Here is a 12,971-nt window from a genome sequence, read left to right as displayed (position 1 = left end):
AGACCGGCGGCTCCGGCACCGATAGCGCTCCCATGTCGAGCCTCCTCTCGCGTGCCGGCCGCGAGGTTCCCGATTCCGAGGAGCTGCCGGGGCGCATCCTCCTGATCGACGACGAGCCCCTGCTGCTGCGTTCGCTGCGGCGGATCCTGGACGAGGAGGGCCACGAGTCGTGGCTCGCCGAATCCGTGGCCGAGGCCGAGGCGCGGCTCGCGGACCCGGACCTCGACGTCGTCCTCCTCGATCTGGGCCTGGGCCGCGACAGCGGTCTGGAGGTCCTGGATCGCCTGAAGCTCGAGCGTCCCGAGCTCGAAGTCATCGTGATCACCGGCAACGCCAGCATCGAGAGCGCGGTCGGCTGCATTCGGCGCGGGGCGTTCGACTACGTGGCGAAGCCCTTCGACCCGCATCGCGTGCGCACCACCGTGCAGCGGGCGGTCGAGCGGCGACGGCTGCTGCGGCGCAACCAGCAGCTCGAGGACGAGCTGCGCGACCGCCAGTCGACCCCGTCCTTGATCGGAACGTCACCCCGCATGCGCGCGCTGTCCCGCACCATCGCCAGCCTGCGCCACAACGAGAGTCATGTCCTGATCCGCGGAGAGAGCGGTACCGGCAAGGAGCTGGTGGCGCGCGCGATTCACGCGGCGAGCCCGAGGGCGCAGGCGCGCTTCGTTCCCGTCGACTGCGGCGCCTTGCCCGAGTCGATCATCGAGAGCGAACTCTTCGGTCACGAGAAGGGCGCGTTCACCGGTGCGACGGGTTCACCGGGGCTCTTCCGGGTTGCGGCGGGCGGCACGCTCTTCCTCGACGAGATCGGGGAGATTCCGCCGCTGGTACAGGCGAAGCTCCTGCGCGCGATCCAGGAGAAGGAAGTACGACCGGTCGGGTCCGGGGATTCCGTCTCGGTGGATCTGCGGATCGTGACGGCCACCCATCGCGACCTCGAGCAGATGGTGGAGGAGGGCGGATTCCGCGCGGACCTGTTCTATCGCCTGAACGTGGTGCGCATCGAGATTCCACCGCTGCGCGAGCGGCCCGAGGACATCCCGCTGCTGATCCAACACTTCATCGCGAAGTACGCGCGGCCCGATCTGCCGATCGAAGGCATCGACGACGATGCGCTGGCCGTGCTCTGCGAGGCGGAGTGGCCCGGCAACGTGCGCGAACTCGAGAATGTGATCGAGTCGGCGATGGCGCTCGCCCCGGGTCCGCGCCTGCGCGTGGCAGACCTGCCGGCCGAGCGGCGCTCCCGCCGCACGGGAGCCCCGGATCTGGTGAAGCTGCCCCTCAGCCTGACGGCGTACGAGCAGGCCGCCCTGGAACGGGCGCTGGCCGAGGCCGAGGGCGACGCGAGCCAGGCGGCGCGACTGCTGGGCGTGGGACGCAGCACCTTCTACCGCAAGCTCGCGGCGCACGGACTGGGGCGGCGCTAGGTCCCCGATTCCACATGCGGAATCGGGTCTCTGGCGGTACCGTTCCGGCTCCCCCCCTCGTGCGACGCCAGGGCTTCGCCTGGCGCCGGGGGTATGCCATGGAGAGGCGGGGATGAGCGGGGAAGGTCCGCTCGGCGTCCCGCGCGAACGCGCGGAATCGGGAGCCCACCTGCTGGTGGCGACGCCTGCGGCGGCCGGGACGCCGCCGATCGCCGAGGCGCTCACGCCCCTCGCGCGCGATGGCTCGCTGGCCTGGGTCCATGACCTGGCTGGCTGTATCGAACACTGTCGTCGCGTTCCCGTCGATCTGGTGGTGGTCGACGAAGCGCTGGGACGCGATGCCGAGGAGATCGTCGCCCGCTTGCGCACGAGTGGCGTCGGCTTGTTGGTGGTCCAGGCCCAGCCGGCAGACCCGGAGACGCTGGCCTGGTTCCGGCGCGGCGCGAACGAATGCGTGATTGCCGATCGCGGTTTCGCGTCGCTACGGCACGCCGCGCGCGAGCAATGGGAGCGGCTCGCGTCGCTTCGCCAGGCCGCGCCTGAGCGCGTCGACGCGGGGGCCGACGGGATCCTGCGTCATCTGGGCAGCGCGCTGGTGGTGGTCGATGGGCGTGGGGCGATTCGCTTCGCGAACAGCGGAGCCGAGCAGATCCTCGGCGAGTCGGCCGAGCTCCTGCGTGGCCAGCGCTTCCTGGACTGGGTGGTCGACGCGGAAGACGCGAAGGCGCTCGCGGCCCATCCCGAACCGAGCGCCCGCGGCTTCGATACCCAGCTGCGCGGACGTGAGGGGCGTTCGATCCCGGTGAGTCTTTCCTGGGGGCCGGTCCAGGGAGACGCGGGTGACGTGCAAGGCGCGGTCGTGGTCTTCCAGGATCAGAGCGAGGCGCAGGAGTGGCGCGCCCACGTCCTGCAGACCGAGAAGATGGCGTCGATCGGACAGCTCGCCGCGGGCGTCGCCCACGAGATCAACAATCCGATGGGCTTCATCCACGCCAACCTCTTCCAGATGACCGAGTACGTGACCGACCTGCGTCAGGTGTGGTCGCGGACCGAGGGGCTGCAGAAGGCGGTGGACACCGAGGATCTGCCGGCGATTCGCCAGGCCGCCGAGGAGTTGGGCGAGACCGCGGCCGATGTCGACGTGCCGTTCCTGCTCCAGGACCTCGCGAAGGCGATTCGCGAGTCCCAGGAGGGTTCGGAGCGAATCCGCCACATCGTCCAGGATCTCCGCGATTTCTCGCACCAGGACACGGGCGAACGCGTGCTCGCGGATCTCAACGCCTGTCTCGAGGCGACGGCGAACATCGTCTGGCCGATGATGAAGCACCTGGTGGTGCTCGAGCGCGAATACGGCGAGCTGCCCCCGGTGCCCTGCTACCCGATGCAGCTCAAGCAGGTCTTCATGAACCTCCTCGTGAACGCCTATCAAGCGATCGAGGATGTCGTCGGCGATTCGGGCGAGCTTGGCTCGGTCGTGCTGCGCACCCGCGCGCATGACGGGGGCGTGGAGGTATCGGTGCGCGACAGCGGCGTCGGGATCGCCGCCGAGAACCTGGACCGCATCTTCGATCCGTTCTTCACCACCAAGAAGGTCGGCGCGGGGACGGGGCTCGGTCTCTCCACGTCCTTCAGCATCGTGCGACGTCATGGTGGCACCCTCGGTGTCGAGAGCACGCCGGGCGAGGGCACCACCTTCCGCCTGCGCTTGCCGCTCTTGCGCGAGACGATCGGTAGCGAGCCCGCGTGAGCGACGACCGCAAGCCGCAGTTGCTGCTGGTGGACGACGAGTCGCGCATCCTGTCGGCGCTGCGACGCGCGCTGCGCCGGGAGGGCTACGAGATCCACCTCGCCGAGACGGCCGCCGAGGCCCTCGCCGTCGTGGAAACGACCCGCCTCGACGCGGTGCTCTCGGACTACAAGATGCCCGGCATGACGGGCCTGCAGCTGCTCGTGGAGGTGGCGCGACTCCAGCCCGACGCCGCCCGCATGATCATCACCGGGTGGAACGAAGAGATCGCCCCGGCTGATCTCGAACGGGTCGGGGTGCAGGCGGTGCTCTCGAAACCCTGGGACGACGCCGACCTGAAGTTGGCCCTGCGCAAGGCGATGGGCGGCTGATCCGCGTTCGACTGGATCAGAGCGCCAGCCGGCTCAGATACTCGAGGTCCTGTTTCTGGGTGGCCTTGCCGCCCACCAACAGCACCCGGAAGCCCGACGGCTCGCGCCGCGTGTAGTAGATGCGGCCCTTCCCGGCGAAGCCCAACTCGAAGATGGAGAGCTGCGGCGGCAGGCCACCGACCTTGCGGCGCACGGCGGCCGACTCGGGATCATCGTCGAGTCGCTTGAGCAGCTCTTCGGCGCGGAGTTTGAGCGACTCGTCACCGAGAGAGGTGAGGTCCGACACCGCGCGTTCGTCGACCTGGAGATTCTTGTAGAGCGTGCGCAGGCGCTTCGCGAGGCGGTCGGCCTCGCGGGTGCGCCCCTTCTCGCGTGCGCCCTGTTTGCGGTCGGCCGTCTTCAGCCGGTCCTGGAGCGTGCTGATCTCCTCTTCCTTGACCGCTACATCGTCCAGCGCTTCGTCGAGCAGGTCTTCGAGGGTCTGCCGCTCCTCTTCCAGCTCGTGGGTGCGCGAGGCCGTGGCGCGCAGCTCCGACTCGCGCTCGCCCAGGTCGCGCAGCTTTGCGCGCAGCTCGGCGCGCTCGCGTTCGAGTTCGTCGATCTCACGCGACTGGGCGCGCTCGGTCGGTTCGACTTCGCCGAGGCGCTCGCGGACCTTCGAGAGCTCGGCTTCGATCGATCGCGCCCGTTCGGCGGAGAACGCGCGGGCCGACATGGCTACGTCGAGGCGCTCGCGTTCGAGGCGGGCCACGCGGCGGTTGTAGAGGAACAGGCCCTGTAAGAGGATCGTGCCGTATCCGATGAAGAGGCCGATCGACAGGAAAGAGCCGTGGGGCACCGAGACGAAGACGTCGGAGATCGCGGGGAGCAGCTCGAGTGCCTCGCGCATGGCCGCGTCGAGGCTGCGGGCGGGAGGCGGCGGGACGACCTTGCCCCCGCCGACGTAGAGCGGCGTCAGGCCGTCGGCACCGAGCACGGTCACGTTGACCCGGATCCCGCCGTACCGGACCCAGGGCGACTCCTGCACGACATCCGAGACCCGATTCTGGATCTGGGTGACGATCGGCCCTTGGCTCGGGCTGACCCGCGTGGCCTCGGTGATCTGGGCGCGGAACTGGGTGTCGAGCACGGCCTCGAGCCCTTCCACGCTCAGGATGTAGAAGAGCATGAAGGCGAAGATCGCCGCGATCGTCACGCGGAACGACGAGAGCCGGTCGAAGCCTCGGGAGGCTTCCTCCGGGGAATCCGGGCGCGTGCGCGCGTCGAGGGTCGCGATCCCTTCCGCCATGCGGTTTCAGGATACCGTTTCGAACGTCGGCCCAGCCTGCGTGGCGGGCGGCCGACGGGGGGCGAGTGGGGTCAGCGGCAAGATAGCCGTCCCGTCCCCAGCGGGGAACGCCCGCGCTAGGCTCCGCCGCCATGCGCGTCGTCGACCTCGATCGGGACATGCGGGACGTGATCCCGACCGCGACCACCCGCGACAGCGACTACCTCTTCGAGCACATGACCACCCGGACCCTCGATGCGACGGGCGCCGGGCCGGGTCGCCGGGTGCTGGACGTCGCGAGCGGCTTCGGCCAGGACGCGCGCGCGCTCGCTGGGCGGGGCGGGCTCGTCGTGGCAGCCGAGCCTTCCGGTCGCATGGCGGCGCTGGCGCGGCTCCAGGACGAGGAGCACGACGGCCCGACGCCCACCCAGGTCCGGGGCTGGGCGGACGGCCTGCCGTTCGCGGACGACAGCTTCGACGCCGTCTTCTGCAAGGGCGCGATCGACCACTTCGACACCCCGCGCCGCGCGATCCGCGAGATGGCGCGCGTGACCCGTCCGGACGGCCGCGTCGTGCTCACGATCGCGAACTTCGATTCGCTGGCCTGCCGCATCGCGCGCGCCGGCGACTGGTTCGCGGAACGCTGGCGCGGCACCGCGCTGCCGCGCGGTCGTCGACACTACGACGTGCCCCACGATCACTTCACCCGCTACGAACTCGACCTGATGCGAGAACAGGCGGGCGAATGGCTGACCCTCGAGCGGGTCGAGGGCATCTCGCTCGGTTGGGGCTACCCGCGTTGGTCGCGGTGGGTCACCGCGTGGCCCGAGAAGCTCGCTGATCTCGCGCTGCGCGGCGCCGACGCCCTCGCGCGTCAGTGGCCCCGCGGTGCCGACGTCGTGCTGTTGGTCGGCCGGCCGCGTTCGGCGAGCACCTCGGCGTAGACCTCGGCGGTGTGCTCGGCGACCCGCGGCCAGGCGTAGGCCGCGAGCACACCCTTGCGTCCGAGTACGCCGAGTTCGCGTCGCGCAGCGGGTTGGGACAGCAGCTGGGAGAGCCCGGCGGCCAGCGCATCGGCCGAGCCCGGCTCCACCAGCAGGCCTCCGCCACCGGTGTTGACGACTTCGGGCAGGGCGCCCGCGGCGGAGGCAACCACGGGCGTCTCGCACGCCATGGCTTCGGCGGCTGGTAGCCCGAAGCCCTCGAAGAGCGATGGCACCGCTACGACCGTCGCACGGCGATAGAGGTGCACCAGGGTATCGACCGGGACGCGCCCGACGATGTCCACGCGGTCGGCGATGCCGAGTTCCTTCGCCCGCTTTCGCGCCCCGTTGTCCGGGTGATCGTCGTCGACCAGGGTGAGGCGGGTCGACGCGGGCAGCTTCGCGATCGCCTCGACGAGGGTGACGACGCCCTTGTTCGGGTCCGACGCGCGGCCCACGCACAGCACCTCGTGATCGCTGCGTTCGACGTCGCGGTCGGGCGAGAAGAGTTCGGTGTCCACCCCGTTCGCGACCATGCGGATGCGTTCGGGGTTCACGCCGAAGTCGGCCTCGATCTGCTTGGCGCTCACGGCCGACGAAGTGAAGAGCCGGTCCGCCCGGCGCGCGACGAAGGACTGCATGCCCACCGGGTAGAACGCCATCGTCCCGATCGCCTCGCGGAAGTTGCGATCGCGCAGGAACGATGTGCGGCGATCGACCGTGAGCGGATGGTGCACGGTCGTGACGAGCGGCAGGCCGAGCGCGCGCAGGCCGAGCAGTCCCCAGCCCAGGCACTGGACGTCGTGGATCAGGTCGTAGCGCCCACCGGCGCGCAGCGCACTCGAGACGGAGCGCAGGGCACGAAAGCTGAAGGCGAACGGCTCGGGCAGGAAACCGAGATAGCTGGCGCCGAGTTCGTAGAGCTCGAGCGGGTGCAGGATGCGGAGCGGCGGGTCCGGGATCAGCGCTTTTCGGTCTTTCGAGAACCAGCCCGCCCAGTACTGCTGGTTCGGGAGCTGGGTGACCCGCCGCGCGAAGGGCATCGGGTCGGGGTAGGGCGGGCCCACCCAGACGTCGACCTCGTGTCCCAGGCGCGCAAGCTCGCGGGCCAGGAACCACAGATACACGCCCTGTCCCCCGCAACGCATGTTGCCGCGGTAGGCGACGAAGGCGATGCGCAGCGGGCGGTCCATTATGCGGTCCGAGGCGTCGCGCGCAGCTCCGCGTAGAGGATCACGCTCTTCGGGCAGACGTAGTTGAGCGCATTCTCGAGCCAGGTCAGCGCAGGCGAGGCCGTCGCCCGGATCAGGAACAGGCGGTAGGCCCGGACCAGCGCGCTCTCGTCGGCCTTCGGGAGCCCGGCGATCGACCGCAGCACCCAGTAGGGCGTGTGGAGCGCATGGGCGAAGCCGACGCCGACGGTCGCGAACCCGACCCGCGCCAGACCCTCCGCGAGTTGTCGCGGTCGGAAGATGCGGATGTGTCCGCCGGGCGATTCGAAGTAGTCATCGCCGACCCGGAGGTAGAGGTGCTCGCTCGTGGTCGTGGGGATCGTGATGGCAGCGAGGCCGCCGGGCTTGGTCACGCGGGCGAGTTCGCGCGCAGCCCCCGTGTAGTCGTGGACGTGCTCCATCACCTCGGAGCAGATCACCTTGTCGAAGCTGTCGTCGGCAAATGGTAGGTGGAAGGTGTTGCCCTGGAGCATGGCTCCCATCTGGCCCAGCGCTTCGCCGCGGTTGCGAAGGCCCCCCGCGGCCGCGCGCAGCGACGGGTAGTCGAGGTCGAGCCCGACGACGTCGGCACCCTTCTCGAGCGCGCCGAAGCAGTGTCGACCCTCGCCGCAGCCGGCGTCGAGCAGCCGCTCCCCGCGGCGAACGTCAAGCCGCTCGAGATCGACGGTGAGCAGCATGCAGCGTTTCCTCGAACACCGCGACGAGCTCTTCCGCGGCCTGGTCCCACTGGAACAACCGCTTCACCCGCTCGCGCGCAGCGCGACCCATCGACTCGGCGCGTCCGGGGACGGTCAGCACGTCCCGAATCGCCTCGGCCATCGCATCGGGGTCGCGCGGGGGTACCAGGCGACCGCTCGTCCCGTCGGTCCCGACCACCTCGGGCAGCGCGCCGGCGGCGTTCGCGATCACGGGAAGACCGCAAGCCATTGCCTCGCTGGCGGGGAAGCCGAACCCCTCGAAGAACGACGGCACCACGGCGGCGCGTGCCGTCGAGTACTGGCGCACGAGATCCTCGATGGAGAGCATCTCCCGGTGCAGGGTCACCCGGTCGTGGATCTGGTAGCGATCCAGGTAGCGCATGACGAGGCCGTCGTCGGGAATGCGTCCGTCTACGATCTTGAGGTGGACGTCCGGGAGCCGGGCCATCGCTTCGAGCAGCGTGCCCACTCCTTTCTTCCGGTCTTCGGTGCGGCCAATGAAGAGGAGGTCGGCGTCCTTCTGGACTTCGACGGGGTGGAAGAGGTCGGTGTCGGTGCCGTTGTAGACGACCCGCACTTCCTTCTCGGGAATGCGGAAGTACTTCTCGATCTCCCGCCGCGAGGCCTCGCTCACGGTGACGATTCGATCGAGCCGCGGCGCGACCTGCTGTTGCATGAACAGCGGGAAGTAGAGCGTGCGCTTGATCTTCTTGACGAGGCTCGGATCGATCGCGAAGTCGGCCTCGCGGTCGATGTGGAGCGGGTGATGGATCACCGAGACGACCGGCACTCCCGTCGCGCGAATGCCGAGCAGGCCCCAGCCGAGGCACTGGTTGTCGAAGACGATGTCGAACTTGTAGCGGTCGTGGAGCTGCTTCCAGCGCGCGAGCAGGCGCAGCGAGAAGGTCTGCATCTCGGGGAACACGCCGAAGCGCGAGACGCCGAGCTCCCACAAGGAAAGCGGCTTCAGCAGCGAGAACGGATTCTCGCGTCGCGCCCACTCCGGATGCTCCACGCCGAAGACGTTCTCGTTTGGAATCTCGTGGAGCGGAATGTCGGGCTCGAGTTCCGGGAAGGGCGGGCCGGCGATCACGTGGACGTCGTGCCCCGCCTTCTTCCATTCTCGAGCGAGATAGGCGGCGTAAATGCCCTGACCGCCACAGAACATGTTCCCGCGATACGTGAGCAGCGCGATCCGCACTAGGCCGAGGACTCCGTCCCCTCGGCGTCGGCGGGCGGTGCCGGCGGGGCGATCTCGGGCTCGACCTGGATGGTGGCGATCGTGTAGCCGACCCAGAACGTCAGCCCGAGCACGAAGAAGACCAGGATGGCCACCGGGATGGCGACGGCCCAGTAGCTCTGCTGCAGCAGTCCGATCAGGAACAGCGCGGCGAGGACGGCCACGCCGACGCAGATCAGGCCACCCTGGGTGCGCGAAGAGTCGTTCATCGGATCCTCCATGGATCGAGGCCAGAGGCGTGTGCGGGGTGGAATCGAGGGGTGGGGCAGCGCGCGACGATCCGGAGGGGTTTCACCCCAAGGCGTGGCGCGCCGGGGCGAGGATGATCCCCGCGGTCGTGGGGACTGTCAAACTGGGAGAGCAGGCCATCGCGGTCCGCCCTTGTCCCGGGGTACGTTGCGCCCCATGCGGGTGATCGGGTTGATGTCGGGAACGTCGGCGGACGGCGTGGATGCCGCCCTTGTGGAGTGGGACGATCCGCAGGCCCCGCGTCCGTTTCGGTTGCGGGCGCAACTCGAGACGCCCTTGCCGCCGGCGCTCCAAGAGCGGATTCATCGGGTGGCGGCGGGGCGCGTCGCGCCAGGCGAGGCACTTCGCGAATTCGCCGGCTTGGACGTGGAGCTGGGGCATTTATTCGCGGATGCCGCGATTTCGGTCGCCGAGGCGGCCGGCGTGCCGATCGACGAGATCGACGCGATCGCGTCTCATGGGCAGACCGTGGCCCACCATCCCGAGCTGCGCGCGACGCTGCAGATCGGCGATCCATCCGTCATCGCGGAGCGTACGGGGGTGACGACGGTCGCGGACTTCCGCCCACGCGACATCGCGGCCGGCGGGGAGGGAGCGCCGCTCGCGCCCTTCTTCCATTTCGTGGCGTTCGCATCGGCGGACGAGAACCGCGTGGTCCTGAACCTCGGCGGGATCGCGAACGTCACCTGGCTGCCCGCGGGCGACCGCGGCGAGAACGTGATTGCCTTCGACGTCGGTCCCGCGAATGCGCTGCTCGACGGTGTGATCCAACGCGTTACCGGGGGCGCAGAACGCATGGATCGAGATGGCGCGCGCGCACTGCGGGGCGAGGTCGATCGCGCGCTCCTCGACGAACTGCTCGACGACGCGTTCCTGCTCGCGCCACCGCCGAAGTCGACGGGTCGTGAACGCTACGGGAGCGATGAGGTCGATGCGCTGGTCGCGCGCTGGGGCGAGCGCCCCCTCGACGATCTGGCGGCGACCCTCGTCGCCTTCACGGCGGAAGCGGTCGGCCACGCCTGCCGAACCCATCTGGGCGGGGGCAAGGTGGACCGTCTGTTGGTGGGCGGGGGCGGCGCGCGGAACCCGGCCTCGATGGCGGCGCTCGGACGCGCGGTCCCCGGCGCAGCCGTGGAGCCCTTCGATGCCTGTGGGGTGCCGGCGGACGCGGCCGAGGCGATGGCCTTTGCGCTGATGGGTCGCAACGCGCTCCTCGGACTCCCCAACCATCTCCCCGCCTGCACCGGGGCCGGAGAGGCGCGGGTGCTGGGCGAGATCGTGCCCGGACGGGCTGGACTCAGATTCGGAGCTTGAGCCCGTCGTCGGCGACTTCGAAGTCGCAGCTGGCGCGTCGGTCGCTCATCTCCTTGCCGAGATGGGTGAGCACCATGCGGCCGCAGTCGAAGCGCTCCCGGCGCTCGGCGAGCTCCTCGAGCGAGAGGTGGTAGTGGAACCCGCTCCGGTGATAGGTGCACTCGCAGATGAAGAGATCCGCGCCCGCCACTTCGCCGGGTAGCCCTTCGAACCAACCCGTGTCGCCCGAGTAGGCGAGCCGCGTGCCGGCGTTCTCGATCACCAGGCCATGGGGGATCGCGTCGGGGGAGTGGTGGGTTTCGAAGGAACGCACCTGAATGGGCCCGATCTCGCGGCGCGTGCCGGCCGGGAGCTCGGTGAATTCGATCGGGAAGGTCCACTCCCGTCCGTCGAGGCTGTGGCCCATGGCCTGAGCCAGGGCCCGGACGCGTGCTTCGATTCCGGGCGGCCCCGCGATGCGGAGCGCACGCTTGCGCTCGTCTTCGTAGAGCGCCGAGAGCAACAGCAGCGGGATGCCCCCGAAATGATCTCCGTGGAAGTGGGAGATGAGGATCGTGTCGAGTTCCTCGACCGCGATCCCGAGTTCGTTGAGTCCGCTTCCCGTGGTGGCGCCGCAATCCAACAACACCGTGCCCGAGGCGCCGCGCAGCACGATCGCGGACTGGCGTCGCCCGCCGGCACCGAACGCGTCGCTCGTCCCGACGAAGACGATCTCACTCACGGGTGCGCGCGCCCTCGGCCCGGGAGGTCACGACGAGGAGCCGTCGTCCGCGTCGCGCTCGGGCAGGCCAATGAAACGACCGCCGGCGAAGACGCCGTTGCGGGCCTCGAAGCCCGCCGGAATCCGCTCTCCGTCCCAGACCACCACGCGATCGAGGCTAGCTCCGGCGCCGACCTGCGCGCCAGCACCGCAGACCCAGTGCGCGTCGATCTGGACCCCGCGGGCCTGTGCCTGCGCATCGGGGTCGATGAAGCGCAGCGAGGGCGGATGGAAGTTCGCATGCAGGTACTCGGGCAAGGTGCCCACGGGCTCCCAGGTACACGGTTCGAAGACACCCCGGATGTCTCGCGCGCCGTTCGAGAGCAACGGAGCCCACCAGTGGTCGATGTGGCTGAAGACCTCGCGCTCGGGAAGTGAATCGAACGCGCGTGCGGAGACGAGATTCGCCCACACGTAGATCCCCGCACGCGCCTCTTCGCCAGGATCGTTGCGGAAGTCGAAGCGGGAGCCGATGCGCCGCACCACGCCTTCGGCGTCCACGCCCACACTGCCGAACGTCGCGACCCGCGGGTCCTCCTTGAGGAGCATCGTGACCGCCGCGTCATCGCGGTGGGCGCGCAAGAGGCCACCGAGATCGAAGTCGAGCAGCATGTCTCCGCCCAGAATCAGACACGGATCACTCTCGCGGAGGAAATCGGCTGCGCGTCGGATCCCTCCTCCCGTATCGAGAAGCTCCTCTTCGACCGAGAACTCGAGCCGCATCCCAGGAGGGCAGTGGGCGAGGGCGGCTTCGCGAAGCGCGTCGGGCAGGTGGTGGAGGTTGATGATGACCTCGTCGACACCGTGCTCGGCGAGCAACGCCAGCGGGTAGGCGATGAGCGGCAAGCCCCGAACCGGTACGGCCGGCTTCGGCACCCAGTCCGTGAGCGGTGCGAGGCGGGTGCCCCGGCCTGCCGCGACGATCATGGCGCGCACGGAGACTCCGGAAGTGCGTGGACCAGCTCGGCGTAGGACGCCAGGGCAGGGTGGGTGGGGGCCAGGCGCTGCGCGGCCCGTTGGAGCAGGCGTACCGTGTAGGGCACCCAGTCGAGGAAACGTGTGTCGCCGCGTTGGCGGGCGGCGTAGAGGAAGCGCGCGTGGTCCTTGCCCTTGCGCGAGAGCGTCAGGAGGTCGAAACGACGCGCACATTCGTCGGGGTCGGGTGCGTCCGGGAGCTTCGGTCGGATCGCCTCTCGAAGGGAAACGATCGTCTCCTCCGGGATCTCGATGTACGAGTCGCACAGAAGGCAGACGAGGTCGTATTCGGGCGGCGCGAGGAACGCCCCCTGTAGATCGATCATGCGCAGCCGCTGGCCCGCGGGTGCCGCCGGATCGACCAGCAGGTTGGCGCTCTGGTAGTCGCGGTGGGCGAGTCTCGAGGGCGCCTCTTGGACGGCGGCTTCGATCTCGGAGAACGCCGCGCGCACGACCTCGGCTTCTGCCGATGTCGTCGCCCGGCCGCGCGCGGTCAGTCCGTGCTCGATCACGAGATCGGCCTTGTAGGCGAGCAAGGTGGCGTCGAGCCGGCGCCCGAAGGCTTCCACGCCTGCTTCGCGCGGCACCGCTTGCAACCGCGCGACCCAGTCGCACGCTTCGATGTGGAGCGACCAGCGCTCGGGCCCGGACAGCGTCGCGACGGCGTCTCGCAGCGGCAGGCGTCCACAGTCCTCGAGGAGTTGG

The 12,971-nt window shown here is 69.5% G+C and carries 13 protein-coding genes; 5 read left to right on the top strand and 8 right to left on the bottom strand.

All coding sequences use genetic code 11. The features are described 5' to 3' along the window. Positions 1 to 32 precede the first annotated feature (32 nt). The 3 genes from AAF430_16695 (at position 33) to AAF430_16685 (ending at position 3,548) form a co-directional block, all read left to right on the top strand. Positions 33 to 1,430, top strand: coding sequence for a sigma-54 dependent transcriptional regulator (locus tag AAF430_16695; protein MEM7411871.1), 1,398 nt, complete (start codon positions 33 to 35; stop codon positions 1,428 to 1,430). Between the two features lie 112 nt (positions 1,431 to 1,542). Next, positions 1,543 to 3,177, top strand: a complete 1,635-nt coding sequence (locus tag AAF430_16690) for an ATP-binding protein (protein MEM7411870.1) — start codon at positions 1,543 to 1,545, stop codon at positions 3,175 to 3,177. Then, a complete protein-coding gene (locus tag AAF430_16685) occupies positions 3,174 to 3,548 on the top strand; it encodes a response regulator (GenBank protein MEM7411869.1) in 375 nt (124 codons plus the stop codon). Before AAF430_16690 ends, AAF430_16685 begins: the two co-directional genes overlap by 4 nt. 16 nt (positions 3,549 to 3,564) lie before the next feature. Here AAF430_16685 and AAF430_16680 read toward each other — a convergent pair whose 3' ends face one another. After that, positions 3,565 to 4,836: a hypothetical protein gene (locus tag AAF430_16680; GenBank protein MEM7411868.1), complete on the bottom strand. Its 1,272-nt coding sequence runs from the start codon at positions 4,834 to 4,836 to the stop codon at positions 3,565 to 3,567. Positions 4,837 to 4,967: 131 nt separating this feature from the next. On the opposite strand from AAF430_16680, the gene AAF430_16675 reads away from it, so the two are divergent. Continuing rightward, positions 4,968 to 5,759: a methyltransferase domain-containing protein gene (locus AAF430_16675; GenBank protein MEM7411867.1), complete on the top strand. Its 792-nt coding sequence runs from the start codon at positions 4,968 to 4,970 to the stop codon at positions 5,757 to 5,759. Here AAF430_16675 and AAF430_16670 read toward each other — a convergent pair. Genes AAF430_16670 through AAF430_16655 form a run of 4 tightly spaced genes read right to left on the bottom strand, consistent with a single transcriptional unit; the run spans position 5,690 to position 9,177 of the window. Beyond that, positions 5,690 to 6,991, bottom strand: coding sequence for a glycosyltransferase family 4 protein (locus AAF430_16670; protein MEM7411866.1), 1,302 nt, complete (start codon positions 6,989 to 6,991; stop codon positions 5,690 to 5,692). The genes AAF430_16675 and AAF430_16670 overlap by 70 nt on opposite strands. After that, positions 6,991 to 7,707, bottom strand: coding sequence for a class I SAM-dependent methyltransferase (locus AAF430_16665; protein ID MEM7411865.1), 717 nt, complete (start codon positions 7,705 to 7,707; stop codon positions 6,991 to 6,993). The genes AAF430_16670 and AAF430_16665 overlap by 1 nt, the downstream gene beginning before the upstream one ends. Next, positions 7,676 to 8,929, bottom strand: a complete 1,254-nt coding sequence (locus AAF430_16660; protein ID MEM7411864.1) for a glycosyltransferase family 4 protein — start codon at positions 8,927 to 8,929, stop codon at positions 7,676 to 7,678. The genes AAF430_16665 and AAF430_16660 overlap by 32 nt, the downstream gene beginning before the upstream one ends. Next, positions 8,929 to 9,177, bottom strand: a complete 249-nt coding sequence (locus AAF430_16655) for a hypothetical protein (protein MEM7411863.1) — start codon at positions 9,175 to 9,177, stop codon at positions 8,929 to 8,931. Before AAF430_16655 ends, AAF430_16660 begins: the two co-directional genes overlap by 1 nt. A gap of 196 nt (positions 9,178 to 9,373) precedes the next feature. On the opposite strand from AAF430_16655, the gene AAF430_16650 reads away from it, so the two are divergent. Further along, positions 9,374 to 10,531, top strand: a complete 1,158-nt coding sequence (locus AAF430_16650; protein ID MEM7411862.1) for an anhydro-N-acetylmuramic acid kinase — start codon at positions 9,374 to 9,376, stop codon at positions 10,529 to 10,531. Here the strand turns inward: AAF430_16650 and AAF430_16645 are convergent. The 3 genes from AAF430_16645 to AAF430_16635 all read right to left on the bottom strand — a co-directional run. Next, positions 10,515 to 11,252 (bottom strand): MBL fold metallo-hydrolase, encoded by a 738-nt coding sequence (locus AAF430_16645; protein ID MEM7411861.1) that lies wholly within the window; start codon positions 11,250 to 11,252, stop codon positions 10,515 to 10,517. The genes AAF430_16650 and AAF430_16645 overlap by 17 nt on opposite strands. Before the next feature lie 27 nt (positions 11,253 to 11,279). Continuing rightward, complete coding sequence (locus tag AAF430_16640; protein ID MEM7411860.1) at positions 11,280 to 12,218, bottom strand: sugar phosphate nucleotidyltransferase; 939 nt, start codon at positions 12,216 to 12,218, stop codon at positions 11,280 to 11,282. Beyond that, positions 12,215 to 12,971, bottom strand: a 757-nt coding sequence (locus tag AAF430_16635; protein ID MEM7411859.1) for a phosphotransferase, incomplete at its 5' end; no start/stop codon positions are given. The genes AAF430_16635 and AAF430_16640, both read right to left, overlap by 4 nt.

The sequence above is a fragment of the Myxococcota bacterium genome (assembly GCA_039030075.1).
Taxonomy (GTDB): domain Bacteria; phylum Myxococcota_A; class UBA9160; order UBA9160; family SMWR01; genus JAHEJV01.
Note: the sequence above shows the minus strand (reverse complement) of the source record. Positions and strands in the feature narration are given on the sequence as shown.

Coding starts and splice junctions, on each gene's coding strand:
- AAF430_16690 (MEM7411870.1), top strand. CDS start 1,543: ATGAGCGGGGAAGGTCCGCTCGGCGTCCCGCGCGAACGCGCGGAATCG.
- AAF430_16650 (MEM7411862.1), top strand. CDS start 9,374: ATGCGGGTGATCGGGTTGATGTCGGGAACGTCGGCGGACGGCGTGGAT.
- AAF430_16695 (MEM7411871.1), top strand. CDS start 33: ATGTCGAGCCTCCTCTCGCGTGCCGGCCGCGAGGTTCCCGATTCCGAG.
- AAF430_16640 (MEM7411860.1), bottom strand. CDS start 12,218: ATGATCGTCGCGGCAGGCCGGGGCACCCGCCTCGCACCGCTCACGGAC.
- AAF430_16665 (MEM7411865.1), bottom strand. CDS start 7,707: ATGCTGCTCACCGTCGATCTCGAGCGGCTTGACGTTCGCCGCGGGGAG.
- AAF430_16680 (MEM7411868.1), bottom strand. CDS start 4,836: ATGGCGGAAGGGATCGCGACCCTCGACGCGCGCACGCGCCCGGATTCC.
- AAF430_16670 (MEM7411866.1), bottom strand. CDS start 6,991: ATGGACCGCCCGCTGCGCATCGCCTTCGTCGCCTACCGCGGCAACATG.
- AAF430_16675 (MEM7411867.1), top strand. CDS start 4,968: ATGCGCGTCGTCGACCTCGATCGGGACATGCGGGACGTGATCCCGACC.
- AAF430_16655 (MEM7411863.1), bottom strand. CDS start 9,177: ATGAACGACTCTTCGCGCACCCAGGGTGGCCTGATCTGCGTCGGCGTG.